This is a genomic window from Paenibacillus cremeus, from assembly GCF_007786445.1.
Taxonomy (GTDB): Bacteria; Bacillota; Bacilli; order Paenibacillales; family NBRC-103111; genus Paenibacillus_G; species Paenibacillus_G cremeus.
Genome location: NZ_VNJI01000003.1, coordinates 156,675 through 183,273, shown reverse-complemented (window position 1 = coordinate 183,273; position 26,599 = coordinate 156,675). Strand labels below are relative to the sequence as shown.

General features: G+C 47.7%; 26 protein-coding genes and 2 pseudogenes. 7 read left to right on the top strand and 21 right to left on the bottom strand.

All coding sequences use genetic code 11. The features are described 5' to 3' along the window. Positions 1-67 precede the first annotated feature (67 nt). Complete coding sequence (locus FPZ49_RS03935) at positions 68-979, top strand: hypothetical protein (RefSeq protein WP_144843489.1); 912 nt, start codon at positions 68-70, stop codon at positions 977-979. A 73-nt stretch (positions 980-1,052) separates the two neighbouring features. On the opposite strand, the gene FPZ49_RS03930 is transcribed toward FPZ49_RS03935, so the two are convergent. Beyond that, a complete protein-coding gene (locus tag FPZ49_RS03930; protein WP_144843486.1) occupies positions 1,053-1,940 on the bottom strand; it encodes a fructose bisphosphate aldolase in 888 nt (295 codons plus the stop codon). A 76-nt stretch (positions 1,941-2,016) separates the two neighbouring features. After that, positions 2,017-2,604: a DUF421 domain-containing protein gene (locus tag FPZ49_RS03925; protein WP_144843483.1), complete on the bottom strand. Its 588-nt coding sequence runs from the start codon at positions 2,602-2,604 to the stop codon at positions 2,017-2,019. 224 nt (positions 2,605-2,828) lie between these two features. Here FPZ49_RS03925 and FPZ49_RS03920 point away from each other — a divergent pair, with 224 nt between their 5' ends. Together FPZ49_RS03920 and FPZ49_RS03915 are read left to right on the top strand one after the other, a co-directional pair. Next, a complete protein-coding gene (locus FPZ49_RS03920) occupies positions 2,829-3,446 on the top strand; it encodes a nitroreductase family protein (RefSeq protein ID WP_144843480.1) in 618 nt (205 codons plus the stop codon). A gap of 237 nt (positions 3,447-3,683) precedes the next feature. Next, the gene (locus FPZ49_RS03915; RefSeq protein WP_144843478.1) at positions 3,684-3,893 is read left to right on the top strand and encodes an alpha/beta-type small acid-soluble spore protein; all 210 of its coding nucleotides are present in this window, start codon (positions 3,684-3,686) and stop codon (positions 3,891-3,893) included. A gap of 75 nt (positions 3,894-3,968) precedes the next feature. Here FPZ49_RS03915 and FPZ49_RS03910 read toward each other — a convergent pair whose 3' ends face one another. Genes FPZ49_RS03910 through FPZ49_RS03900 form a run of 3 tightly spaced genes read right to left on the bottom strand, consistent with a single transcriptional unit; the run spans position 3,969 to position 6,836 of the window. Beyond that, positions 3,969-4,679 carry a LutC/YkgG family protein gene (locus tag FPZ49_RS03910; RefSeq protein WP_144843475.1) on the bottom strand — a complete coding sequence of 237 codons (711 nt, stop codon included), beginning with the start codon at positions 4,677-4,679 and terminating at the stop codon, positions 3,969-3,971. Between the two features lie 2 nt (positions 4,680-4,681). Then, positions 4,682-6,106: a LutB/LldF family L-lactate oxidation iron-sulfur protein gene (locus FPZ49_RS03905; protein ID WP_144843472.1), complete on the bottom strand. Its 1,425-nt coding sequence runs from the start codon at positions 6,104-6,106 to the stop codon at positions 4,682-4,684. A gap of 13 nt (positions 6,107-6,119) precedes the next feature. After that, entirely contained in the window at positions 6,120-6,836 is a 717-nt protein-coding gene (locus tag FPZ49_RS03900) for a (Fe-S)-binding protein (RefSeq protein ID WP_144843469.1), read from the bottom strand. A 294-nt stretch (positions 6,837-7,130) separates the two neighbouring features. Here FPZ49_RS03900 and FPZ49_RS03895 point away from each other — a divergent pair, with 294 nt between their 5' ends. Together FPZ49_RS03895 and FPZ49_RS03890 are read left to right on the top strand one after the other, a co-directional pair. After that, entirely contained in the window at positions 7,131-8,369 is a 1,239-nt protein-coding gene (locus FPZ49_RS03895) for a multidrug effflux MFS transporter (RefSeq protein ID WP_144843466.1), read from the top strand. Between the two features lie 175 nt (positions 8,370-8,544). Further along, positions 8,545-9,633 carry a Gfo/Idh/MocA family protein gene (locus FPZ49_RS03890; RefSeq protein ID WP_144843463.1) on the top strand — a complete coding sequence of 363 codons (1,089 nt, stop codon included), beginning with the start codon at positions 8,545-8,547 and terminating at the stop codon, positions 9,631-9,633. Positions 9,634-9,733: 100 nt separating this feature from the next. On the opposite strand, the gene FPZ49_RS03885 is transcribed toward FPZ49_RS03890, so the two are convergent. The 8 genes from FPZ49_RS03885 to FPZ49_RS03850 all read right to left on the bottom strand — a co-directional run bounded on the left by FPZ49_RS03885 (position 9,734) and on the right by FPZ49_RS03850 (position 18,235). Beyond that, a complete protein-coding gene (locus tag FPZ49_RS03885; protein ID WP_261381229.1) occupies positions 9,734-11,350 on the bottom strand; it encodes an extracellular solute-binding protein in 1,617 nt (538 codons plus the stop codon). A gap of 95 nt (positions 11,351-11,445) precedes the next feature. Next, positions 11,446-12,306, bottom strand: coding sequence for a carbohydrate ABC transporter permease (locus FPZ49_RS03880; protein ID WP_144843457.1), 861 nt, complete (start codon positions 12,304-12,306; stop codon positions 11,446-11,448). A 12-nt stretch (positions 12,307-12,318) separates the two neighbouring features. Further along, positions 12,319-13,278 (bottom strand): ABC transporter permease, encoded by a 960-nt coding sequence (locus FPZ49_RS03875; RefSeq protein WP_144843661.1) that lies wholly within the window; start codon positions 13,276-13,278, stop codon positions 12,319-12,321. Positions 13,279-13,317: 39 nt separating this feature from the next. Further along, the gene (locus tag FPZ49_RS03870; protein WP_144843453.1) at positions 13,318-14,166 is read right to left on the bottom strand and encodes an SDR family oxidoreductase; all 849 of its coding nucleotides are present in this window, start codon (positions 14,164-14,166) and stop codon (positions 13,318-13,320) included. Further along, a complete protein-coding gene (gene uxuA / locus FPZ49_RS03865) occupies positions 14,142-15,242 on the bottom strand; it encodes a mannonate dehydratase (RefSeq protein ID WP_144843450.1) in 1,101 nt (366 codons plus the stop codon). Before uxuA ends, FPZ49_RS03870 begins: the two co-directional genes overlap by 25 nt. A 23-nt stretch (positions 15,243-15,265) precedes the next feature. Beyond that, positions 15,266-16,345 carry a Gfo/Idh/MocA family protein gene (locus FPZ49_RS03860; protein WP_144843447.1) on the bottom strand — a complete coding sequence of 360 codons (1,080 nt, stop codon included), beginning with the start codon at positions 16,343-16,345 and terminating at the stop codon, positions 15,266-15,268. 23 nt (positions 16,346-16,368) lie between these two features. Further along, on the bottom strand, positions 16,369-17,529 hold the full coding sequence (locus FPZ49_RS03855) for a Gfo/Idh/MocA family protein (RefSeq protein WP_144843444.1): 1,161 nt from the start codon (positions 17,527-17,529) through the stop codon (positions 16,369-16,371). A gap of 13 nt (positions 17,530-17,542) precedes the next feature. Next, on the bottom strand, positions 17,543-18,235 hold the full coding sequence (locus FPZ49_RS03850; protein ID WP_144843441.1) for a GntR family transcriptional regulator: 693 nt from the start codon (positions 18,233-18,235) through the stop codon (positions 17,543-17,545). A 231-nt stretch (positions 18,236-18,466) separates the two neighbouring features. Between FPZ49_RS03850 and FPZ49_RS03845 the strand changes: the two genes are divergently transcribed. Next, positions 18,467-19,375 (top strand): helix-turn-helix domain-containing protein, encoded by a 909-nt coding sequence (locus FPZ49_RS03845; RefSeq protein WP_144843438.1) that lies wholly within the window; start codon positions 18,467-18,469, stop codon positions 19,373-19,375. A 68-nt stretch (positions 19,376-19,443) separates the two neighbouring features. Here FPZ49_RS03845 and FPZ49_RS03840 read toward each other — a convergent pair whose 3' ends face one another. The 8 genes and pseudogenes from FPZ49_RS03840 to FPZ49_RS03800 form a co-directional block, all read right to left on the bottom strand. After that, the gene (locus FPZ49_RS03840; RefSeq protein ID WP_144843436.1) at positions 19,444-20,259 is read right to left on the bottom strand and encodes a polysaccharide lyase family 7 protein; all 816 of its coding nucleotides are present in this window, start codon (positions 20,257-20,259) and stop codon (positions 19,444-19,446) included. 49 nt (positions 20,260-20,308) lie between these two features. Then, a complete protein-coding gene (locus FPZ49_RS03835; RefSeq protein ID WP_144843433.1) occupies positions 20,309-21,235 on the bottom strand; it encodes an AEC family transporter in 927 nt (308 codons plus the stop codon). Positions 21,236-21,509: 274 nt separating this feature from the next. Beyond that, on the bottom strand, positions 21,510-22,517 hold the full coding sequence (locus tag FPZ49_RS03825; protein ID WP_144843427.1) for a hydroxyacid dehydrogenase: 1,008 nt from the start codon (positions 22,515-22,517) through the stop codon (positions 21,510-21,512). A 142-nt stretch (positions 22,518-22,659) separates the two neighbouring features. Beyond that, the gene (locus FPZ49_RS03820; RefSeq protein WP_144843424.1) at positions 22,660-23,019 is read right to left on the bottom strand and encodes a DoxX family protein; all 360 of its coding nucleotides are present in this window, start codon (positions 23,017-23,019) and stop codon (positions 22,660-22,662) included. Positions 23,020-23,148: 129 nt separating this feature from the next. Next, positions 23,149-23,379 (bottom strand): annotated as a pseudogene (locus FPZ49_RS03815) (SDR family oxidoreductase); the annotation flags it as partial. Between the two features lie 80 nt (positions 23,380-23,459). Continuing rightward, the gene (locus tag FPZ49_RS03810) at positions 23,460-23,951 is read right to left on the bottom strand and encodes a CBO0543 family protein (RefSeq protein ID WP_144843421.1); all 492 of its coding nucleotides are present in this window, start codon (positions 23,949-23,951) and stop codon (positions 23,460-23,462) included. Positions 23,952-24,604: 653 nt separating this feature from the next. Then, positions 24,605-24,733: pseudogene (locus FPZ49_RS03805) on the bottom strand (VOC family protein); the annotation flags it as partial. A gap of 443 nt (positions 24,734-25,176) precedes the next feature. Beyond that, positions 25,177-26,028 carry an aldo/keto reductase gene (locus tag FPZ49_RS03800; RefSeq protein WP_186445596.1) on the bottom strand — a complete coding sequence of 284 codons (852 nt, stop codon included), beginning with the start codon at positions 26,026-26,028 and terminating at the stop codon, positions 25,177-25,179. Between the two features lie 203 nt (positions 26,029-26,231). On the opposite strand from FPZ49_RS03800, the gene FPZ49_RS35350 reads away from it, so the two are divergent. Beyond that, positions 26,232-26,378, top strand: a complete 147-nt coding sequence (locus tag FPZ49_RS35350) for a hypothetical protein (RefSeq protein WP_186445595.1) — start codon at positions 26,232-26,234, stop codon at positions 26,376-26,378. Positions 26,379-26,599 lie beyond the last annotated feature (221 nt).

Below are 26,599 nucleotides of genomic sequence, written 5' to 3'. Positions count from 1 at the left end.
GGTAGCCACCTCATGCCCCCTTATACTAGACGGTATGTGCGAATCATACTGATAGAGGTGAAGAGGAATGGATACAAAACGTTGTTTATTTTGCAACAAAATAGTTTCTTTTCAAGTAAAGGACGAAAAGGAAATTTATACCGGTTGCTGCTGCGCCCCTGAAAGTAATTACAGCCTAACAGTAGAAAGCTATGCATCGTTTGCGTCCCTTTCTCTAGATTTATCACGCCAGGCTTTTCCAATCATTTCCGGATATATAAGAAATTCGACCGTTTGCGGTGAAAAGGTTGATGTGTCTTTTGAGGATCTGGAAACCATATGCAACTCTGCGGATATTCCAGTGACGATCGAAGAGAAGGAATACTTATTACTTCGTTATTTGTATAAGCAATGCACGGGGCCTGATGAACCTATACACATCCGACCTCTATCGGAGCATTATAATTTAGCCTATTCACGTAATTTACAAGAATTTGTTTATATAATTGAGCGGCTTCGGGATAAAAAATGGATCGAGAGATCCGGAACCACTTTTCAGCTCACTAAAGACGGCTGGGACGAAACTGCGGCAAGAATGGCAAAAATAGCACCGGAGCCATGTGTGATATTGCTGCACAAAACATCCTTGCAGCAAATATGGCGGGACTTAGTCCCCCCTTTATTGAAGCAATACGGATTTCACGCCCGTTTTGTAGAGACATCGAATTTAAATGAAAGCTTAGAACTCATTTCAGAGTGCAAGCTGTTAGTCGCAGATTTGTCTGATGATACCTCTAGGGGGTGTTTTGCCGCTGGCTATGCATTAGGGATAGGGATTCATGTTATCAGCACCATACCGTACAGCCTGCGGGAAGCACTGCCTAGACTAACGAATCAATTAAATACAATTTATTGGGAAAAAACGGAGGATCTCTCTACTGCGTTGCGGACTACGCTATACGCATTAAGCCCATCCGTTCACCAAGAGGAAGCAAAATAATTCAAGCACTGGCGCTGAGCCAGTGCTTTTTTTGTTTTTAATCTCGCGAGCGCGGGCTCCGCTATCGCTTGCATTAGGTGATCGACGCCGCGTAGATGGACTGGATGGAACGGGTCAGCATCTCGTTGAACTGTTCGTCTGAATGTTGATCAGACAGGTCTTCCGCCAAGGCACGGGAGAAGCTGGCGATCAAGCCATGATTGCGGGCCAGCCGCTCGTTGGCTTCCTCTCGATTGTACCCGCCGGACAGTGCGACGACCCGAGCGACGTGCGGCTCCGCCATCAAATCACGGTAGAAATCGTCCTCGGTTGGAATCGAGACTTTCAGCATAATGGTCACATCGGGTGCAAGAGCTGACAGCTGTTTGAAGATTTCGTCCTTCAAGATCCGTTCCGATTCCCGCTTGTCCAAGCTGTTAATATCGACCTCGGGCTCGATTATGGGGACAAGTCCCATAGACCAAATTTGCTTACCAAGCTCGAATTGCTGCTCCACTACCTTGCGAATACCTTCCGGATTCGCCTCATGAATGACCGAACGCATCTTCGTTCCGAAGACATTGCGCTCGACCGCCCGCCGGAGCAAACCTTCCAGATCGGGAATCGGCTTAAGCACCTGCACGCCGCTGTCGGATTCTGCCAGCCCCTTATCAACCTTCAAAAAAGGCACAATCCCTTTCTTCTCCCACAAGTAGTCGGCCGTAAACATCCCATCAATCTTTCGGTCTATGGTGTTCTCAAACAGAATGGCCCCGAGGATGTATTTCGCGTCAAATGCAGGGCTCTTGATGATGCGAGTCCTCATTTCATGCACCAGGGAAAACATCTCTTCGTCGCTAGAATAACGGCTCGGCTTGATGCCGTATTGCTGAAGCGCTTTCGGCGTGCTCCCTCCGCTTTGGTCCAGCGCTGCAATGAACCCTTGACCCGTGCGAATTCGTTCCATCTGCTTATTGTTCATGTACGAAGTTCCTCCTAGAATGCGTTTTTTTTATTTTACATCAAATCGGTCAGGTTCCGATGATTTTATTACAGCATCATTGTAGGTTTTTAGGATGGTCTAATAGCACCCGAGTGGAAAACATCGATGGAGACGAGACATCAGCTGGTGGTGGCTCCGGATTACGTAACCATTGTTCCATCCACTTTTCAAATTCTCCAACCGTCAGAGATTGCTTTTCCCTTACCAGCTCATATCCGAGCTCTCCATTGATCTCAATTGTGGCATTCTTAACATCGGACATGCTGCTAATACCTTCTTGCCGTAGTCTCATTTCAAGAAGTTCAATCGTCATCCTAAGCTTTCTAAGCTGCATTAAGTCGACTTTTCCGTCCTCAATAACTTTCACAGGTTTGCCTGCTATCAACCATTGAAGCCGGTCTGATTTCAAGGTTAACCATTCTAGAACGAGCAAAGTAAGCAGAAACGCTGCGACTGCAGCAAGGGAGCGCCAAATTTCCTGTCCAACAATGCTGTGGGCTAATAGTTCTCCAGTCGCGATCATGACTACGGTTGTAGCGACGGTCATCTGAGAAATAGATTTCCGTCCTGACAGACGGACTAGAAATACACCAGTGATCACGACAATTGCGCTTTTTAATAAGATCCCCCACTCAAGATCCATAAAGACTCATACCCCCTCTGATGACAACCACTTGTTGACACGATTATTTTTACCATAAATGGGAACTTTCATTAGGGATTCCACTGAATCATATCAATAACCCGTGCTTAATTTCGTCAAATTGCCCTGCTGGTATTCTTTGTATGCCCCCCTTGGCTTCATTCTAATAATTCGCTAATATAAAGTAAGCAAACTTAAAATAAAAAGCATAAGGAGAGACCATAATGACTTATCATTCATCTGTAACATCCGAGGCGACCGAGCACCGGCATGCCGACCACGAGATCGACCCGCAATTTCTGAACCGCTGGTCGCCGCGCAGCTTCAAGGAGAAGCCGGTACCGGACGAGGCACTGTACCGCCTGTTCGAGGCGGCGCGCTGGGCACCCTCCGGCAACAACGAGCAGCCGTGGCGGTACATTATCGCCCGCACGATGGAGGACCGCGCGACGTTCCTGTCGTTTATCGCGCCGAGCAACGCCGCGTGGTGCAGCAAAGCTCCGGTGCTCGTGCTCGTCGCCTCGGCCATGATCAACTCGCGCGGTGCCGAGAGCCGCTCGCACGCATTTGACGCCGGCGCCGCCTGGGGCTACCTCGCACTGGAAGCGGGCCGCCAAGGGCTGATCGCACATGCTATGGGCGGCTTTGAGCGCGACAAGGCACGTGAGACTCTGGGCGTGCCGGCCGATTACGCGTTGCACGCGGTCGTTGCGATCGGCTACCGTGGCGAGCGCGAAGCGCTGCCGGAGGCGCTGCAGGCGCGCGAGCAACCGAGCAGCCGCAAGCCTCTGGCCGAGCTGCTGCACGAGGGCCGCTTCGGTGCGTCCATCTCTAATCCGTAGACCATCTCTCCGATCCAACAATGCGTTATTATGTTAAACGGAAAAGGCCCGACTACGTGTTTGAGCACGCATTCGGGCTTTTTCATCATTTCATAGTCTTTGTTCTTGCTGTTTCGGCATGATTTTATCAACGGTTTTGAACAAAATTCTAAGGCTATACTGAAATCTAAAACCGCTGAATAATAATCGCTTTCATTGGCAAAATAAGATTACCCCAATTAAAAAGGAGTGCTTACAATGGCAAACAGAAGTAATCAACTGGTCGTTCAACAAGCTAAAGCTGCTCTGGATCAAATGAAGTATGAAGTTGCACAAGAGCTGGGGATTCAATTACAACCGGGCTACAACGGGAATCTGGCAACACGCGATGCAGGATCAATTGGTGGTAACATCACTCGAAAATTGGTTCAAATTGCCGAACAGCAGCTGCAAGGCTATAAACGATAATCAAGATCTTTAGCCAACACGAAAAAGACTGCCCTTTCCGTCATGGAAATGGGCAGTCTTTTTCATTCGCAGATCTCAAACGATAAGATAAAACGCCTTAAGCGGTCCATGAACTCCTACGACGAGATTCATTTCGATATCAGCGGAATTACTTGGTCCCGAAATAAAATTGATGCATGAGGGAACGGCTTTCCCCATCTCAACCTGCTGATTCATGTCATGGACGGCCTGTGTGATGCGCGGCACAATCGTCTCTCGTGGAATGATCGCTACATAAATGGTAGGCAAGAAATGAAGCGCCCGCCCTTGCCCTTCCCACGTCTTAACAACGATCGTCCCGGATTCCGCAAGCGTATAATCACTAAAGACAATTCCGAAATTGGCTTTTTCGGCCACGTGAAAGTTCTCTTCTTTCTTGGCTGCGTCCCATTGATAGACATCAATGTTTTCTTCGGGCCATTCTTGCTGAAGCAGCGAGGTTAAGCCATATTCCTCAAAACGCGGATCTTGAGAAGCTACGATAGGCCCGCCACCCTGTTCAGCAACAAGCTTCTTTAGAGTGTCAGATAATTGAGCCTTAGTGGTTTCAATAACGGTCGTATGAATCTTATTACAGTGCTGTTTAAACACTTCAACAAGCTCATCGTTGCTGTACTCCGCAAGAACATCCCAATTGACGTTATGCTTCCATTCAGGCCGCGTGACCCCGCCAGTCTTACGCTCTCGTCCAAGCTGGCTTGCTATATGATTTAAAAAGGAATCTCTGTTCTGGATTGTTCCCGGCATGATTACTCTCCCTCCTGCTTTGTATGATTTTTAAACCAATCCCGGAACCTTTCTTTGCTTGGCGCGGGAAACTCTCGAATGTCCGTCCAGTTTTTTAAAGGTCCAACCCCTTTGGAGACGCGATCGCCCGTTGTAAAAGGACTCATTGCAGAAGGGGCCAGCTTAGAACCCACGCGATACATTGCGGCAGAGGACGCTCCCATGCTAAACATTTTCATCGCTAATTTTTCTGCTAAAGGCGCACGGCCTTCTTTTTCTACAATCACCTGACGATGCTTGAGCAGCAAATTATGCAGCGGGATTTTTACAGGGCAAGCCTCAGTACATGCTCCACATAAGCTCGATGCATAAGGCAATTCTTTATAATCATCATATCCCCCTAAGAGTGGTGTTAATACCGCTCCAATCGGGCCTGGATAAATGGAACCATACGAGTGCCCGCCGATATGGCGATATACCGGACAGACGTTAATGCACGCCGCACAGCGAATGCATTGCAGCACGGATCTGAACTCAGATCCCAGAATCTCAGATCGGCCATTGTCTACGATGACTAAATGAAATTCCTCCGGCCCGTCTCCTTCTCCTTCGGCGATCGGACCTGCAACCGTGATATAGCTGGTCAGCTTCTGACCTACTGCACTGCGGCACAACAAACCGACCAAAACATCAAGCTCTTCCATTGTAGGGACGAGACGTTCCATACCCATGACGGCAATCTGCGTTTTAGGAATGGCCATAACCAGATCCGCGTTCCCTTCATTCGTCACCAAACAAAGCGAACCCGTATTCGCCACTGCGAAGTTGCAGCCGGTAACCCCGATCTCAGCCTCCATAAATTTTTCACGCAAGATGTTCCTTACAAACTTCGTCATTTCGTAAGGATCTTCGGTATTCCCGTACCCCAGCTTATCTTGAAAAACTTCACGGATTTGGGCTTTATTTTTATGAAGGGCAGGAGCAACGATGTGTGAGGGCGGATCGTGATCATCGAGCTGAAGAATATATTCGCCAAGATCGCTTTCTACTACCTCACAGCCAATGGCTTCGAGCGCCTGATTCATATTGATTTCTTCCGTGACCATCGATTTCGATTTCACGACTTTTTTCGCTCTCTTACGCTCTGCCACTTGTTGAATATATTGAGCGGCCTCTTCTTTCGTCTTGGCGAAAAAGACATGACCTCCGCGCTTGGCCACATTATCACTCAGCTGCATCAAATAATAATCCAGGTTCTCCAATGTATGTTGGCGGATTTGTTCTCCAAGGTCTCGCCACTTCTCCCAGTTACCGAGTTCCTCGGCTGCGGCCATTTTTCGAGTTTGAAGCCGCTCTTGCGCGGACGATACCGAGCGGCGCATCACCTCGTCATGAATCCCTTCACCCATCCGCTCATTAAACTTTTTCTCGCTTATTTTCATTGACATGGCTATGCTCTCCTTATTTGCTGTTCAGGACCTCAGCAATATGCATGACTTTCACGTTTTTCCCCAACCGTTCCATTCGACCGCCAATGTTCAGCAGGCATCCGCAATCCGCACCTATCAAATAGTCAGCATCCGTATCTACTACACAATCCACTTTCTCATCTACCATTTGCTCTGAGATGGGAGTCATCTTCACAGAGAAGGTTCCTCCGAAGCCGCAGCAGTTTTGGGCATTGGGAAGCGGTACAAGTTCTAGATCCTTCACTTGATTCATAAGTACAAAAGGAGCATCCTTAACCCCCAACAACCGTGTCATATGACATGAAGTATGGTAGGTTGCTTTTCCAGATAATCTGGCCCCTACATCCGTTACCTTAAGGACTTCGACGATGAATTGCGTGAGCTCGTAGGTTTTATCGGCCAAGGCCTTCGCACGCTTCTTCCATTCCTGATCGTCTTCAAAAAGATGAGGATATTCAACAAACATGGTCGCACAGGATCCAGAGGGGGTGACTACATATTCGGCATGTTCAAAGGTACGGATCATATTTTTAGCGACGTCGATCGTCTCTTTTACATATCCGCTGTTATAAGCTGGCTGCCCGCAGCACACTTGTGATTCTGGAAATTCGACTTCGCATCCTAAACGTTCAAGCAATTCTACGGTTGACTTTCCTACATTCGTCTGGAACATGTCCACTAAACAAGTAACAAATAACGATACTTTCATAAAACAACTCTCCTTTTTGCCTACATGTCATGTGATCAGGTTATCAGACAACTTGAATAAAAAATAAACGATATACATATTTCTCAATCTCACTCCATCATTATACCTTTTTTTCTTCATACATAAAAGCTGCTCTGTTCCGATCCACAATCTTTTCTTTCCTTTATCCCCTTCCCCTTCGTTTTTCTTTAGTAACTAATAACTGTTGTCAAAACAAGTACAGTTATGATATGGTGTAACAACATAGAGAGAAGAGTTCCGGATATGGAATGAAGAATAGGAGAAACTTATACAATGACTAACAAGAACAGCCAGTCAGCCGTCAGACTTGCTCTGCTGCTTGGTTTATTTTCGACGCTTGGACCTTTTACCATCGATATGTATTTGCCTGCTTTTCCACAAATTGTTGAGCAATTCGGTACGACAGCTTCCCTCGTACAGCTCAGTCTGACCGCCTGTTTATTGGGACTTGGCATCGGCCAACTGGTCATGGGCTCCCTTAGCGACGTTTATGGCAGGCGCAAGCCGCTGCTCATTTCCATGGCCATCTATGTTGTGGCAGCATTAGCATGTGCGATCTCCCCGAATATTTGGCTGCTGATCCTGGCGCGGCTCGTGCAGGGGTTTGTTGCATCGGCGGGGATCGTTATCTCCCGTGCCATTGCTCGCGATATGTTTAGTGGTCACGAGCTCACCAAATTTTTCTCGCTTCTTTTGCTTGTCGGAAATTTGGGCCCGCTTGTAGCACCGGTCACCGGAAGCGGTGTTCTAGCGCTCTCAAGCTGGGTTGGCGTATTTTTTGCTCTAGCGCTGCTCGGCATTTACCTCTTTGCCATGACCAAATGGAGTCTCAAAGAGACACTGCCTGTCGAACGCCGCAGTCCCAGTAATTTTACTCAGCAGCTGCGAAACTATGGCTCACTTTTGCGTGATCGCTCCTTTACGGGCTATATGCTCGCACAGGGGATCATGATCGCGGGGGTATTCGCCTATGTTTCCGGCACTCCTTTTATTTATCAAAATATTTACGGAGTTTCCCCTACGGTATTTGCTTTGCTGTTCGGCTCCAACGGCATCACCTTGATTATCGGCTCGCAATTGGTCGGTCGAATGGCACACCGTGTATCGGAACAGACCTTCCTGTTATTCGGTCTATTGCTCGCGGGTGCTGCCAGCATCGCCGTCTTATTGGTTGCGATGTTCCACGGGCCGCTGTACGCTCTCGTGATTCCGCTCGTCTTCTTCGTAGCGGCCATCGGTATTACATCCACTGCAGCGTTTCCTCTTGCGATGGAGAGCCAAGGCCATATGGCTGGTAGTGCGGCTGCATTGATGGGTGTCATCCCCTTTTTGCTTGGTGCGGTCGTTTCTCCGCTAGTCGGCATTGCCGGGGAACACACAGCTGTTCCGCTCGGTGTCATTATTTTGACGACAAGCGCAGCAGCGATGCTCTCCTACTTCCTATTAGTGAAACGAGTTTCGACTAAAAAAGCAGAGAGCTTCGCAGTAAAGAAACAAGTGGAGCAATTCTGAAGCACAAATAAATGAAACGAAACAGCCAGACACGGAATCAAGGTGTTGGCTGTTTTTTTGTCGTTGCTAAACGTCATTTTTTTGCACCTCGTACGACGCCTCCTCGGATTACCCGTTCTTCCCCCCTACGTTATAATGAAGAGAGCATCCCATTAAGAGACAGGAGGCGTTATGAATGAAATCGAGTATTCGAATCGGCATTATCGGCAGCGGCGGCATTGCTCGTGCCCATGCGAAAGCGTACAAAAAAATACCTGGCGTTGAAATCGTCGCCATTGCGGACGTGGTTCCCGGTAAGGCAGAGCAGTTCATCGCCGACCAGGAAATTCAAGGCGCTGCGGCGTTCGAGGATCATAACCGGCTGCTGGAGCTGGACCTGGACGGAGTTAGCGTATGTACGCCGAATGTGGCCCATCATCGGGCAAGCATCGACGCGCTGCATGCAGGTAAGCACGTGCTGGTCGAAAAGCCGCTTGCAGTTACGCTGCAGCAGGGCGTTGAGATGGTTCAAGCTTCCAAACAAACAGGCAAAATGCTAAGCGTCGGCTTCCAGCCCCGCTATGACCCCAATATGGTTGCGATTAAAGAGCTGGTCCAGTCCGGTAAGCTCGGCAAGATCTATTACGTCGAGACCGGAGGCGGGCGTCGCCGTGGTATGCCGGGAGGCACCTTCATCAAGAAAGAGCTCGCCGGCGCTGGCGCTATGGCCGATATCGGCTGCTATTCACTAGATATGGCGCTGAATGCGCTCGGGTATCCGAAGCCGCTTACCGTATCGGCCGTAACCTCCAATTACTTCGGGACGAATCCGAAGTATCACAAAGAAGCGGCAAGCTTTGAGGTCGAGGATTTTGGAGCCGCCTTCATTCGTCTCGAAGGAGACATTACGCTTCAGTTCAAAATCTCATGGGCGATGCATATGGACACGCTCGGCGCTTCCTATTTTCTTGGAACGGACGCCGGCTTGAAGGTCACCGCACCGTATAACGGAAGCCCGTGGAACGGGGTTTGGGACGGCGGAGTAGGTTCAATTACGATGTATCATGATGAAATCGGCAGACATGTCGAAACCAACATTCCTGTACTTCAGCATCAGGTGGACCGTTTTTTTGAAAAAGTAAACGATTTCGTCCAAGCGATCCGTGAAGATCGGCCAGCACCGATCCCAGCCGAGCAAATTCTGTTCAATCAAGCCATTATCGACGGGATACTTCGTTCATCCGAAATCGGCAAAGAAGTTGACATCATCATCTCGGAATTTTAAATGTAATAAACAAACAAGCGCCGTACATGAGGCTGCCAACATCCGGCGGCCTTACGTACGGCGCTGTTCCGTTCCCTAATGAAACGGCTTCAAGACTAACTTATTTACTACCCTTCTGAGCCTTGTAATTTTTTACATACTCGTCTTGAACGGCCTGGCCGCCCTGAGTCATGTACTGTTGAACCAATGATTTATACAGGCCATCCAATTCGGCTGGCTTAGCAACAATTAGTTTGGCCAGCATTTGAGCTGAGAGATTCTTAAGCTCTGTATTGCTTTTTGCATCAGCTGCATTCGGTGTTGAATAGAAGTAGGTTGTATAATTGTCCACCATACCTACCTTTAAAGCATTCTCTGCATCCTTTTCATAACCAGGATATCCTGCCGAAATGGCTGCCGTATTCTTCTGCTGATCACCAAGCTCGATACCGTTGGAAAGGATATCATAGTCGAGGTTATTTGCAACCGTCATCATCTTCTCGCCGGTATTGGTTGTTCCCGTCTGTTTTGGAACTCCATTAACCATGTTGTAGTCCACGCCTTCCTGACCGTTCTGGAGGAAGAGAGTTACCTTAGGATCCGCCATCCAGTTGAGGTATTGAATGGCAAGGTCCACATTCTTGCTTGTTTTAGGAATAATGATATACATCCCATTCGGGCTGTACACGTTCTTAGGATGTTTGCCTGCATCATTCTGCCATGGATCAATAGGAATAAGCTGAGCACCAGGAACGTTCTTTGCAAGGTTGGCATAGGTGCCGGGAGCCGTCCTGTACGGACCATCCCAGTTCGTCTGAAATGCTCCGACTTTGCCATTGGATATATCTGCGTCCAGCAGTTTTCCATCCTTGTCCGTGGCGAAATTCGGGCTAATCAGGCCTGCATTATACATCTTGTTCATATATTGAACCGCTTTATCAAACCCTGGCATACTCCAGTTTGTCGACCAGATCGCTTGAGGCTGAAGTGTAGCAAACTGTTCTTCCGTAAGGTTAGATGGCTTAAAGGCTTCTGGTATATAGCCCATTCCGGGACCTGAAGGTTGCAGGGAATAACCATAAGGAATGACACCGCTTACATTTCCGGGATTCTTTTCTTTGAATGCCACCATGGTGTTATAGAACTGTTCCGGTGTCGTAGGTACTGGAAGACCCAGTTTATCGAGCCAGTCTTTACGGATAAATGTATTGTTACCTGCGAGAACCGTCCTCTTACCCGGTACAGCGAACTGCTTGCCATTAAATTTACCGTACTTTAATACATCATCGCCAAGATACTTGGTAAGCGTAGTTCCATACTGCTTGAGAACTGGATCAAGCTCTGCCAAACCACCCTGCTGTACATAATTATAGACAACACCCTGCGTATAGGTGTAGGAAATGTCAGGTGCCTGACCGGCTGCCATCAATACGTTCAACTTGTCTACTTCCTGGGCTCTAGGAACGGAAACATAGTTTACTGTGGCATTAAACTGCTTGCCGAAATTATCGTTGACATACTTTGTCCAGAAGTTATTATTCAAATCCGGCTGTCCGGGTTTGCCTCGGTCGAAAACTTCGACCGTTAATGTTCGATGCTCTTTTGCAGCGCCTGTTGTACCACTTGCTGCACCACTTGGTGTGCCACTTGTCGTATTACTCTGGCACGCAGCCAAAGTAGACATAATTGTTAGCGCTACCAAAGAAACACAGATCGATCTATTTGCCTTTACCTTCAAAGAAACCCTCTCCTTTTGTAAATTTGATATTAATACTAATTTATTTCTATAAATTCGCGAAATCGATGAAATATCATCCATTTCGCGTACCTATATCAACCTTTAACCGCACCGATCATAATCCCGGATACAAAGTATTTCTGGAGCCAAGGATACACGAGAAGAATCGGAACCGTACCAAACATAATACTCGCCGCCTTCAATGCCTCCGAAGGCAGATTTACATTGACATTCTCGCCAGACATTTGCTGTGAAAGATTGATCACATTGTACAGCTTGAGCTGAATCGTATATAAATGCTGGTCTGTAATGTAGAACAGCGCATCCTGAAAATAATTCCACCGGAATACGGCATAGAGCAAGCTGACTGTGGCCAGTGCGGGCTTGGAAAGAGGCAGCACAATCTTTAGCAGAATCTGCAGCTCGTTGCATCCGTCCAGGTGCGCGGCTTCCTCCAGGCTTTCAGGCAAGCTCTGGAAGAACGATTTCAGGATGATCATATAGTACACGCTCATCATCCCCGGAAGAACCAGTGCCATGGGAGTGTTCAAAAGACTCAGATTCTTTACATTCAGATAATCCGGAATCAAACCACCGCTAAAATACATGGTAAACAGCATGATTAGCAATAGTGCATTTCTGCCCTTGAGTCTTTTTTTCGTCAGCGGGTACGCCGCCAGTATGGTAACCGCCAATGAAATGAGTACAAATACAGCCGTCAGGATCACCGTATAAACCAAGGAGTACAGCATACCGGCATCCCCGAATACCACCTTATAGGCTTCGATATTAAAGTCTATAGGATAGATGGTCACCGCCTGGGATATAATCGCCCTATTGGAGCTAAGGGATTGTGAAAGAATATAGAGAAACGGAACCAGGCATATAAAAACCGCAATGACAACAAAGAATGCTGCTGAATAGTCAACGATTCTATTTTTTAGATTATGTGACATAGGTCAATCCCCCTACCATATTCCATTTTCGCCTAATTTGCGTGTAATAAAATTGGAAGTTACCAGGAAAATTAAGCAAATAATAGATTGGAACAGGCCTACAGCTGCACCGACTGAGAAGTTCGCTGATTGAATACCTACACGATAAACATAGGTGCTGATAACGTCGCCAAAGTCCATAACAAGGTTGTTCTGAATGTTGAATGGACGGTCGAAGTTAATCGCCATAATATTACCGAGCTGCAGGATCAGAAGGATCGCAATGGTTGGTCTGATACCAGGCAACGTAACATGCCAAATCTTCCGGAATCTTCCCGCTCCATCTGCGTCAGCCGCTTCATACAGCTGCTTGTCAATACCCGTCATGGCAGCAAGATACAAAATGGTACCCCACCCTGCGTTCTGCCATACGCCGACTAAAGAATAAGTTGCCACCCATGCATATTTGTCGGTGAGGAAAGGTAACGCTTGACTACCCATATGGGTAAGTAAGGAGTTTAACATCCCTGTAGGAGAAAGCAGCTGAGTAACAATTCCGCCGATAATAACCCAGGAAAGGAAATGCGGCAGATACAGAATGGTCTGGCTTACCTTTTTAAACTTATTCCATACCAGCTCATTGATTAAAAGGGCCAAAATGATCGGTGCTGGAAATCCCACAATCAAATCCAAAAAGTTAAGCATCAAAGTGTTTCTAACCACCTGAAAAAATTGCGGCGATGAGAAAATTTGCTTAAAGGTTGCAAAGTGATTCCACGGACTCATGCTGACGCCTTGAAAAATGTTGTAATCCTTAAAAGCAATCTGGATGCCATACATAGGAGCATATTTAAAGGTCAAGATATACGCAATAGGGATAATCAACATAAGGTATAGGATATAATCGTATTTGATATAGAAAAGCAGACCCTTCTTTTTTACCAACGGCTTTCCGATGCTATCCTTTTTATCCAGAGCAACCGTACTATTCATTGCTTTCATGAACTACAACCTCCTTATAGAGCCTCCCTGCTATACTCCCGAGTAGGCCATAAACCCACCGTCTACTGGTACCGTGATACCGGTTACAAAACCCGACATCTGATCGTCCGCAAGCCACACTAGCGTGCCCAGCAGATCTTCAGGCTTTCCAAATCTTCTCATGGGCGTATGGGTGATGATTTTATGAGAGCGGGCGGTTAAGGAGCCGTCTTCGTTCGTCAGAAGCCTTCGATTTTGCTCCGTCAAGAAAAAGCCCGGGGCGATCGCGTTCACCCTGATACCCACATCCGCCATATGAACGGCCAGCCACTGCGTGAAATTTTCAATCGCCGCCTTCGCAGCGCTGTAGGCCGGAACCTTCGTCATCGGGCTAGGAGCGCTCATCGAGGAAATATTGATGATGACCGCGCCTTCGCGGTTGATCATATTTTTGGCGAAGGCCTGTGTTGGGATGAGCGTCCCGAGGAAATTCAAGTCGAGCACGTAGCTAAAGCCTTCTTCGGTCAGATCGAAAAACGTTGTAATCTCCTTATTTCCCAGATCCTCCGGCTTCAGGGTTTCATTCGTTGTGCTGCCCTTGGGATGGTTGCCTCCCGCTCCGTTGATGAGAATGTCGCAAACGCCCAGCTGGCGCGTCACGGTTTCTTCCGCCGCCTTTACGCTTTCCGCATCCAGCACGTTGCAGGCCACGGCGATCGCTTCCCCGCCGGCTTCCCTGATGTTCGCCGCAATCTGCTCTCCTTTTTCCAACGTACGGTTTAAGATGGCCACCTTCACGCCATGCCGTCCAAGCTCCCGCGCCATAGCGGAGCAAAGAACGCCGCTGCCTCCCGTAATAACCGCTACCTTACCTTTTAAATTGTCGTTGATTGTAAGCATGCTGCGGCCTCCTGTTTTGTTCTTTCAAGCGAGTCCCAAATGCCCCACAAATACATAATGCCGAGAGCCCGGTCATACAGCCCGTATCCAGGACGGCACTGCTCGCCCCAAATATGTCTTCCGTGGTCCGGCCTGGCGTAGCCGGTAAAGCCCTTCTCGTGATACGCCGATACAATATCGCAGATGTCGACCGTACCATCCTGGGCTCGGTGAGAGGTCTCAATGAAATTCCCGTTCTCGTACAGCCTCACGTTTCGGATATGGGCGAATGGAATGCGGTCTGCAAATTCCCTAACCATGCCCGGGATATCGTTGCTCGGGTTTACGCCAAGCGACCCGCTGCACAAGGTGACGCCGTTATAAGGGCTATCCACCATTTTCAGCAGTCTGTGGATACTGTCCCGGTTCGTCATAATTCTCGGCAGCCCGAAAAGTGACCAAGGCGGATCGTCCGGATGAATCGCCATTTTGATGTCGTTAATTTCGCAAACCGGAATGATCTGCTCCAAAAAGTATTGGAGATTGCTCCACAAGTCCTCTTCCCCGACGTTCTTGTACGCCTCAAAAAGCGCGGGCAGACGCTTCATTCGCTCCGGCTCCCAGCCCGGCATCGAGAAGTCTGGATTCTCGTTGATGACGCGGACCAGCTCCGCCGGATCATTCATGCTGTCGATCTTCGCCTTTTCATAAAAGAGCGCAGTGGATGTGTCCTCCAGCGGCTCAAATAAATTCGTACGGATCCAGTCGAACACCGGCATAAAGTTATAGCAAATAACCTTCACGCCGACCTTGGCCAGCCTCTCGATTGTTATTTTATAGTTGTCGATATATTGGTCCCTAGTCGGCAGGCCCAGCTTGATATCCTCATGGATGTTGACGCTCTCTACAACCTCAAGGTGAAAGCCGTATTCGTCAGCCTGCTTTTTGAGCTCCAGCATTCTTTCAAGCGGCCACTCTTCCCCTGCAGGGATGTCGTGAAGCGCCCAGACAATGCCTTCCACACCGGGAATTTGTCTGATTTGGCCGAGGGTTACCGTATCGTTGCCTTCTCCAAACCATCTGAATACCATTCTCATCGCTGATTCCCCCAAGCTCTACTTTACAAGCCTTCAATGATTTTGGCATCGCGCTGCGCTACCAAACAAAGCTCAGCCGCTTTAAAGGCATGTTCCTGCGTCATAGCGATCTCCGTGCGGTTCAGGCAGTCCATAATCAGTTCCCCGAAAAACGGATATCCAATCTGGCCTTTTACGTTGAAATGATACTCACCCTCATGATTCACAAGGTACACGTGCCCGCCGCCTTGTTCTCTGGCTATATCCACGTATTTGCGCAATTCGATATAACCGTCGGTGCCCAGAATAATCGTACGGCCGTCCCCCCATGTGCTGAGGCCGTTCGGCGTAAACCAATCGACACGGAAGTATCCCGTGGAACCGTTGTCACCCACCAAGTTGCAATCGCCGAAATCCTCGAACGTCGGAAATTGCTTGTGGTTGTAATTAGCCAACTGGCTGTTCACCACTTTCGCGTCCTTGGAACCGGTGTAATACAAAAATTGCTCGCATTGATGGCTGCCGATATCGCACAGAATGCCTCCGAATTGCTCGCGGTTAAAAAACCAATCCGGCCTGGACGGCACGTTGATCCGGTGCGGTCCATATCCGCTCACCTGCAGCACACGCCCGATCGCGCCCTGCTCGATCAATTGCCCGGCATAGACCGCGCTTTCCACGTGCAGTCGCTCACTGTAATAAACCGCATACTTCAAGCCGGTCTCCGCAACCTTTTGCTTGGCCTGTTCCAGTTGTGCGAGTGTTGTAAACGGCGCTTTGTCCGTAAAGTAATCCTTTCCGTGCGACATGACGCGCATTCCAAGGGCACAACGTTCCGACGTGATGGCCGCGCCGGCAACCAATTTCACCGTCGGATCCTGCAGCACCTCCTGTTCGGACCTTGCCGCCTGGACTTCAGGATACGTTTGAATGAATTTGTCCACCTTAGCCGGGTCCGGGTCGTACACCCATTTCAGCTGTCCACCGGCTTCAATAAGCCCGTTGCACATTCCGTAAATGTGCCCGTGATCGAGACCGATCGCCGCGAACGGGAAAGCTCCCTTCTCACAAACCGGGGCAGGCTTTCCTTTCGGTGCGTAATTCATGCCGTCTTGTGTTTGCATAGCCTTCATCTCCTGTTTGTTGTTTATTTCTTATACTCGCTGCCGAGCGTAATCTCGTTCTTCGAGAAGGAAACGACCGATGAAGTCTTCTCGTAAAAGTGTGGTGCGTTCGCGAGCAAGCTGTCTCTCGAATAGAACAAATTGTCCTTCGTTAAAGGCAGGCTTACACTCTTCCCTGTAGCCGACGCTTCATAGACAGCCGTGATCAGCTCCAGCGTTTTGCGTCCTTCGCGGCCGTCAATGAGCACTTCGAGCGTGCCGCCTTCGATCGCCTTCATCACATCGTCAATTTGTCCAGCGTGCCCGGTATACGGGAGATCCTCCATGCTGTTGTATGTGTTCTCAAGCTCCTCCTCGAGCGCGGTGTTCCGAATCGGAAATCCGTTTTCCTTAGAGGTGGACGCATACACCTTCCAAGGTGCGGATATTCTTGCCTTTTCCCCTTGGAATATAAGCTGCTGTTCCTCTCCGTGATGCACGACCGAACTTGTAATTTGCGCCAGGCTTCCGTTGCCGTAAGAAAGAATCGCTACGGAAAGGTCCTCGACTTCCGCGTTGTCATGCGACGTATTGGTCGTCACCGCATGAACTTTGTCCGGCATCCCCATCATCCACTGCAGCATGTCAATATGATGAACGGCGTGGTTGAGCGTACAGCCTCCGCCTTCCTTTTCCCAAGTGCCTCTCCACCACAGATCGTAATAGCAGTGCCCTCTCCACCAGTGGGAGTCGACCTGTGCATGTACGATTTTGCCTACCTTTCCGGTGTCGAGCGTGCGCTTCAGCTTCATGATGGGATCCCTGAACCGGTTTTGACCGATGACGGACAAAATGCGATTCGACTCGGAAGCCGCTTCCAGCATGCGGTCACATTCTTCCAAGGAGGAAGACATTGGTTTCTCGACCAGTACATGCTTTCCAGCGCGCAAGAAGTCGATTGCGATTTGTGCATGCGTATACGGTGGGGTGCAGATCGACACCAGATCAATATCGCTGTCGAGCAGTTCATGATAGTCTTGTACGACTCTGCAGTCGAGCTGGAATTTCTCTTTATATCGGACGGCCTTTTCCTCGTAAATGTCACATAACGCAACAACTTGGCATCTTCCCTTAAACGAGGATGCATAAGCCTCCAGATGCGAATTGGCGATCCCGCCTGTACCGATTACAGCTATTTTCAACATTGTCTTTCACTCCTTAGATAGATTTAAAAAATTTGGCGTATTTTTGTTTTAAATTTTCTTTTTCAATCACTACGAGCTCCAGATGATCCCTTAGCATTTTTTCCGCCTGGTCGGGGTCCTTCTCCTTGATGGCGCTTACAATTCCACGATGCTGGGCAAGGATGATTTGCCAGTTGGAATCGGAAGCAAGCCGTAAAAACCGGATGCGGTTGTCATGCGTTGCCATTTGTTGAATTAGTCCCCACGTACGGGCTCGGCCGCAGCCGATCATAATCGATTTGTGAAACTCCTCGTCGAGCTCAAACAGTCGCCCGTAATTCTGTTCGGATACACACAGCTCCTGCAGTGAGACGAGATTTTGCAGGTGAAGCACCTGTTCCTTGCCGAGCAGCTCACATGCTTCCCGAACAACAGCGGATTCCAATGTTTTTCTGAGAAACCGGGATTCTTCCGCATGCTGCAAATCGATAAGCGATATGACGGAGCCCTTCTGAGGGGTGGTTTCGATTAATTCCTCCTGAGAGAGCTTAACCAATGCTTCACGAATCGGCGTCCTACTGACTTGGAGCATTTCGACCAGTTCTTTTTCCGAGATAGACCGGCCCGGCTCTAGCCGCAGCTCCATGATGTTTTTCTTCAAGGTGTCGTACACGAAATCCCGTATGAGTCCTCTTTTGTCCCTTAAAGCGTCAATCTGTATACTCATAAGACCTCCTGCCCGCGGATAGACGATCCGTCAATAGTCCTTTAAGCGCTTTCATATGACTAAGTATCCTTGTATACTAGTTAGAGTATAATACTAACATACCACCACTAGAGAGGATTTGACGATGCGCTAATCGAGATAAACATTTACCCATTTCTTGCATTTGCTCCCAAATGAAAACGCTGTATAATGGATTTGGAATAGATTCGGATGAACAAGGGGGACGTATACATGTCTGTTATGATCGCCGATTCCGTTGAGCTGGGCAGGCTTCCCGATGTTCGAATGTCCTTTCATCTGATGGGACTCCATGTTCGCGAGGTCGGTTCCGGCTGGACCTATCCATCTCACGAACACCCTATGTACGAGCTGCATTGGATGATCGATGGGGACATGCAGATGGTCGTAGAAGGCCAGATTTACGATCAAAAAAAAGGAGACCTGCTGTTCATACGTCCGGGTCTCACGCATTCATGCAAGTCGTCAGGCTCGCATGGCTTCACTTTTTTTTGCGTGCATTTCAGTGTAGCCGATCCCGTGTTCTCCAAGGAGCTGGAGCGCCATCAAGCCGTCTGTTACGAAGCCGCCTCTCCCCTTGTCAAAAAATTGGTCCCCTTCCTAACGAACTTATGCAATCTTGCAACTGAAAACAGGAGTCGATCGCTTTCCGCCGCAAAGAGCATGAGGGTATACGCAGCCGTGTTTGAGCTTTTGGGAACGCTGGTGGAGCAGCTGTCACAAACCGACGACGTCGTTCGTACGAAAAAGGAATTACTGGCCGCCCGTATTTCCGAATATATTGAGGTTTCGATCCGAAGCAGTCTGCTTCATGGCCAATTGGAAGACAGCGAAAGAACCTTCGTCCAAGATATAGCCGATTCCTTAAACTTGAGTCCGTCCCATGTGAATCGAATATTTCATCAGGTTTATGGGAAAGCTCCCCGCCAATACATGTCGGAGATTTTGTTAAGCGAGGCCCAGCGCCTGCTGCTTCAGTCAGACCTGTCCATAGATCATATAGCCATGATGCTCGGGTATAAAACAAGCGCGCATTTCAGCCGCCAATTTAAACGCTGGACTTCCATGACCCCGAGCGGGTACAGAAACAGTACACAGCTTGAAAGCCCGAACGAACGATAAAGCGGCCCCGGATTATCAAAAAAAATAAGCCGCGATTTACGCGGCCACTCGTGAGATGATATAACGAATCAGGACGGCTGATGAGTAACATTCAACGAATAAACTTGAACTATTGTACCTGGGGTAGCTCCCGGAGCGCCTGCTTTAGCCGTCTGGTCATAGTTGCCGACCTTAAAGTAAAAGTGTTCTCCCTCAAAGCTTGGCGGCATCGTGAAGGTGCTGGCCTTGCCGTCGATAGTGACGGTGATTGTAGTTCCCGTGAGTGAAAGTGAATAGGTGAATGGCTTCCCCAGCGGCACATTACCAATCGGATGAATCGTTGAGCTCCCGCCCTTATTGGTATCCTCAAGCATTAATTTCAAGCTGCCGTCTTTCGTGTACTGTACCTCGAGCAGCGGTTTGCTTGGCGAGGGCGGGGCTTGGAAGATCTGCCCTATAGCCGTGTTGCCGGGTACTTGGGTCACTTTTTCGATAACGGTCATGATATTCGTCCCGCTCGTTGCCCAGCCGCTTGTGATTTCACGGAACTCTGTACGGGGATGCAAAGAACCTGAGGAAGTGGTTCCCGTGGTCGGGCACATAAACGTCATGGATCCGTCCGTTTTGTCCGTATAGAAATAAAGATCTTGATAACCGCTCGGCCCTTGGAGCTTCCCTGAAGAAATGGTTGTAAATTTAGAGCCTGTCGGCAGCTGAAGCTCCCATTTCGAAAGATCGAAATTGCCACCGGGAGCGAAACTCGGATTGAGCTTGGTCGTGTCTTTATCAACACTCTTCTCTGCCGCAAGGCTCGGCTGCTGCTTTGTGCTGCAGGCGACGGTTATTGCGGATATAAGCAAAATAGCTGTAATACTCGAAAGCATCCGTAAGCTTCTTCTATTCATGCTTAGAAATTCCTGCCTTTCTGCGCCGGTTACGTCGAGATCCGTGGGGTCATTGCTTCACTAAAACAATAAGCATCGGCAGTAAAATGAACGAAGCCAAGGTGGTCCATAAGATGCTTTTGGATACTAATTTGGGTGAAGCATTGAACTTTTCGGCCAAAACTACCGCATTAACAGCAACGGGCATGGAAGACAAAATAAGGAGAACCGAGAACAAAATACCTTTGATATTCAAAACATACAAACACAAGCAAGCGATTAGCGGCGAGATCAAAAGCCGGATCGTGATCCCTGTCCAAAAGCTGGTCTGGACTTTCCGGTCCAGATTGGCATTTTTCACGCCCACCATTTGTGCCCCCAGAATGGCCAATACGACAGGTGAGAATGCTCCGGCGACCATGGTGACCCCCGTTTGAACGCCAGCCGGCAGGTGCAGATGAAATACTCGCAGCACAATGGCCAGCATGGCGGTATAGATGGCTGGAAGGGTGAACACGGATTTTACTGCACTTTTGAACGAAAACTGGGATCGGGCGGCCAAGTACACACCGAAGGTGTTGGTAATGATCATCTGGATGACAACGTAGACCGATGCTCGATCCAAACCGAGCTGCCCGAAGGAAAGCATCACAAGCGGAAGGCCGTAATTGACGCTGTTTGTCAAACTGGATATGAGAGTTAGACCTGCCAGCTCAGGAGAAGCGAGTTGGTTTAGTTTGCCGGCGATCCTGGCTACCGTCCAGAGAATCAGCAGATTTAAGATACAGAAGGCTAAAGTGTGGTACATTTCCCCATAAGAAATTTCAGCTTTCATCAACGTATCAAAAATAATCGCGGGACTTAGAAAGTATAAAAAAAGTGTGGTGAGAGGCTTCGTATCCAAATCCCTAAAATATTTTAGGAGAGCACCTGCAATGACCGGAATGGAAAGAGGTACGATGACTTGAAATAAAGTAGTAAATACAGTCTGAATCATATCCTGACGGCTCCTCTTTAGAAAGTAGAAAATTGGATCTTTAGATACTGCCCGAACGGCTCAATCCCCGCCATACGAATGGCCAGGAGTCTCTCAAATCCTCGTTTCGCGACGGCTCCGGTGAAACGGCAAAGCCGTACCTTTTTCGATGTCATATTGACACTGGATCTCCGGTATGAAGGAATACCCAAACTCCATCTTTCAGTACGCCCTTTCTTCTTTATATACAACCAAGTATAAAAGGCTTCAACCCATAAGGTCAAAGCCTTAATCATCACGCCATCGTCTCCAGCATTTTGAGCGAAACTTGGTATTGCATCGCTTCCTCCTGTACGTATCTCCTGAACTCCTCCATCGCATATTTGGCCATGCGTTCGACTTCCGTGCCGTTACTACCTGCGATATGCGGCGTCAAAATGACGTTGTCTAGCTTGAGCAGCTCGCTCTCCCGATGTACGGGTTCCGGAAATGTGACATCGAGTATAGCGGTTCGAGTAGGTACGTCACGAAGCGCAGAGATCAAATCGGGCTCAACCACCTGTTTGCCCCTGCCCGTATTAATAAATGTGGCATACGGCAGCATCCGGTCGAATTGTTCCTTGTTCAGTATCCCTACCGTTTCGGGGAGATTTGCCAAATGATTGGAGATCGTCTGGCATTGAGAGAAGAGGTCTGTCAGACCAACTTTGGTGACGTTTAGCCGTGCGGCCACTTCATCAGACAAAAAGGGGTCAAATACCAAGATTTCAAGCTCGTAAGGCTTCAGCAGCTCGATCACTTTACGTCCGATCATGCCGGCTCCAATGATGCCGACCTTTGCGTTGTAATTGCCGGGAAACGCATTAGCATAACCCGCTGCTTCTTGACGGTTCTGGTGTTTGTAAAGTTGGGCACTTTGAAAGAAGCCTTTGTTGGCAAGCACAATTTGCGCGGCCGTATACTCTGCCACGGGTACGGCGTTGGCGGCCCAAGCGCTGACCACGGTGACGCCGCAGTGCAGAAAAGGCCGCGCAAATGATTGCACGCTGCCAGCTGCGTAAAAAAGCGCTTTCAAATTCGGCAAATAATGCCGGATTTCATCCTCTTCCAATGCTGGCATGCCCCAGGTGGAAAATGCGACCTCCATCGATTTCAATGCACTGCCATGCTCCGCTAAATTTTCCCTGCTAATCACTATCGGATAAAAATCCGCTAGCTGGTGTAGTTCATCACGAACACCGGGCCTATAGACCGATTGTATGGTTTCTGCCCTACCTATAAACATCGCCTGCATCTTCTTCATCTTGAGCCCCTCACCTCACCGATCATAGCATCGTTTGATCCGTACCGAGTCACATCTTACCGTATTCTACATTCAAGTATAAATGAGCTTGCATTGATTGGAAATTACTGAGATATTTGAAACTTACTTACTTCAACGTAACCTATCTAGCATTATTTCGCTTAATTATTAATGAAATCGCCATTGCAAGCAATGCTAAATCAAATTCATATCCGTTAATAAACCCCTTGTTCCAAGTAACCGTATAAATAGCCCCAATCATAACTATAGAGATTCCAGTTGAAGCCACTCGTGTAAAAATTCCAAGAATTAGCAATGCTCCTCCAACGACTTCAATAAATGTGACCAAATAAGCGATATATCCTTGCAATCCAAAATCGATTTGAAAATGATGAACGGTTGCATCCATCCCTTTTACTTTTTTAAGACCATGTGCTAAAAAAATAACTCCTAATACGATTCGAATCAAAAACGTAGAAAGATCAACATTTTGAACCTTCATCCCTCATCCCCCCTATATTGTACAACCTATGCTGCAGGGTATTAGGACATGATACTCGAGAATAGGGCTGGGATTCACATCAAATAAAAAAAGCCGCGATAAACGCGGCAACTGTGTGACCCTACAGATTCAATTAAACCCACCGTTTACACGAAGCGTCTGACCCGTGATCCAACGGGCTTTGTCGCTGACGAGCAGATCGAGCGCATTCGCGATGTCCTCCGGATCGCCAAGCCGGCCGAACGCGTTCATTCGACGGAACGATTCGATTAGCTCCGGCGATTTGCCGTTCAGAAACAGATCGGTCGCCACTTGCCCGGGTGCGATGCAATTGATGACGATGTCCTTGGGACCGAATTCCTACACCTTTTTCCTTAGTGGGCCTATCGGTCGTTCCGGTTGAACAGATGCGTGGATCGATCATGCGCGACTATGGATCATCATTCATCGTTAGCACTTTTACTCTCGATCCCATGTACACTTGCCTTCAGCAAATATCTAACGAATCTATAGTTTACTAACAGGATGACAAATAGGAATGGATATGTAATAGCGGAGTGCCACAGCTTCCATCCTTTGTGAGTAAAGAAATTAGAATATTCATCCGCAATCCACTCGTACCCTGTTGCAAACAAAGAACAAGCCAAAATGAAGATCGTCTTCGCTTTTATTGATTTTTTGTAGGGAAAGTAATTCAGGAAAATGATATTTGTCGAAGGGTAAATGCCAATAGCTCCGATCAAGAACTTGAGTTGAACTCCTTCTTCAAAATATTCATACAGATGGAACTTTATATCCAGCACCACATCCGTGATAATAGCAAAACATAAAGCAAACAGCGCTGTAGCGTACATTTCAATTTTCGAAATACGCTTTTGCATAAAAAGGACAATCAAGTTGAATACGATGACTGTAGTTAGCATCAGCAGCATGGGGGTTCCTACTTCCAAATGGGTACTTTAAATTTCAGGAGCAGTAAAATGGTAATTACTAACGTAGGTCAAATAGTCTCTACATAGCAGGTTTTAGAGAAGGTTAAGAAAACACAAATATAGAACGGTTTTATAATAAATATGCCATTTTTTAATGGCCCCCGAAATGATATCCGCAAATAAAAAAACTCCATTACAGAACAAAATCAAAAGGTAGCCCTTCCCTCCAAAAATCATTATGAAAAAAGGGATATATCAGCATTTACTATTTACTTTAAATGGATGTTTTATCCATAAGAGAGCCACTTTTAGAAGTTCGTTGTAAGAATAAGGAATAACCCTGTAGGAAATACTGGAAACGATTAAGTTCGCACGAGACACTGTTGTTTAATGCGTTTATTGGGTTAAGTACGCAGGGGAAAATCGAGGTTATGAATCATGCATCCTTGTTGATTGTAGGCGACAGCCTCTCTCACGACAGCACTTTCGAGGGGAACAAAGCGATTTTAATCAGCAGGCTGAACCTCAAGGTTTCTATTTTGGAAACCAAAGGATCTCCGCCACTCGCCACGATCAAACAAGAACTGGAGGACCTTTTGACCGTCAGGTTTGAACGGATGCTGCGGAAGTTCCAAGCCAAAGAAGCCGATATCTTATCTCTCCCAAAGCTCGACCAGTCGGCCTTCGGGATCTTCAATCCAAATAAACTTTCCATATTCACTAATCTCTTCTTTCTTTGCAAGCGGCACACCAAGATGTTCAAGATGCTGAATCGTCTCATTTCTTATTTATCCAGTTCAACCCATTTGACAGCGTGGGTTCGATCATAGCCGTTAGCAAATACCGTTACATTCCCTGCGCTTATGTATTTAACTTTAACGCCTTTGAACGGAACATAGTACCCACTATCCTGTTCTTCGCTCTTGCATTTCTCGTTAAATTCCTCCGTTGACTTAACAATACTTCCAACACCGATTTTCTCCATTTTTGAGTTTCGTAATACATTCATCTGGTTCCCCCCACAGCTTTACTAGTTTCGGTTAGATCTCAAATTAAGAATAATAGATATGAAATGTCGATGTCCCGGATAAGGCGCTGTCACATGAGAGCTACAATTGTCAAAATATAGATTGTAATAACAAAAAAAGCCCGTTCCGTCAAGGAAAGAGCCTACATTATTTATGTGAGCTTCGTGATGATGTGGCAGTGTAATAATTTTTGTGCTTTAAAATTGAACGCCACCTTGTCCGCGGTCGAGCTTGAATTCCATTCGATAATGCTGATTCTTCACGGCATTAACATTGTCCAGCACTTCGGCAGCTGTTCTCATCCCGCAGATGGCAACGCTTACACCTGGATGAGATAGCACGAAATCCAAAGCAATCTGCTGCGGATTGATTTGGTCCAACGCCTCTGGTGCGATTCGTCGCATAAATCGGGTAAAGGCTTGGCTAGTCAGCGGCCTCATAACAACGACGCCAACATCGTTTTTGACGGCATCTGGAATAAGTGGATCTGCGGCTCCTTGATAAAACAAATTGTAACGAACCTGAATGACATCAAAATGTCCGGATTGAATTGCCCACAGTAGGGTATGGTCCGCATTTTCGTTCGTGATTCCGATGTAGCGTATTTTCCCTTGCTTTTGGCACTCTTTTAACGCATCCAGCGGCCCGTCTTGGACTAGACGCTTATAATCATCCTCCGTCAAGTACCCGCCGTGGAACTGCATGACGTCAATATAATCGGTTTGTAACCGCTGCAAGCTGGCGTCTACAGAGCGCATTACTTCGTCATAGGCAAGCTTTGACGGAACCTTTGTTGCAACATACGCTTCCTTGCGGCGCGTCTTTAATACTTCTCCGATAATACTTTCGCCAAGCCCCTGGCCATAACCCGGTGCCGTATCAATATAATTGATACCTTGGTCAAGAGCAGTATGAAGCGCAGCTGCAACCTCGCCCCGGTTATTGTCGGCATCGTAGGCTTCAAGGTAATTGTTGATCCCCATCGGGGCGCCGCCAAAGCCAATGGAGGATACGTTTAAACCGGTCCGTCCAAGCTTTCTGTATTCCATGAAAATCAGCTCCATTATTTTAATTTCGATATTCGGTCACGTCCATCGAACCGATATAGGATAATGCCTATATATATTATATAACGGGAACCATTAATATTGCTTTACCCTATTAATATTTAGCCCAGTAAATTTTCGCTTAAGAAGTATTTAATTTGATGCGTTGGGGATTCTACTAAAAAGTAGCATAGGAGGCGGAAAACATGAATCAAAAACAGACGAACTGGATACAAGTGGGAATATTAACGGCATTCGCTGTTGGTTTTAGTGCTTGGCAAACCAAAACCATAATCAACAAGCAAAACCAGATCCTAAAGGAGTTAAATGAGATGCGTCAAAGGTCACGATAAACTTTTGAATCAGGATAGGACCGCTAACGCTACCTTCCAATTACGACGCATCCGTGTGAGTTGATCAGTTAGTTCCGATAAGGTTTGCTGAACCTGTGGCGCAAAATTACGGAAATCCAATTCTGGTTTGAGCTTGGCTCCCTCACGAATAACAACGGCTGCCGTTTTGTCTTTATTTTTATCGTACCGCATACACAAGCCTTAATTGCGCTCCATATCTT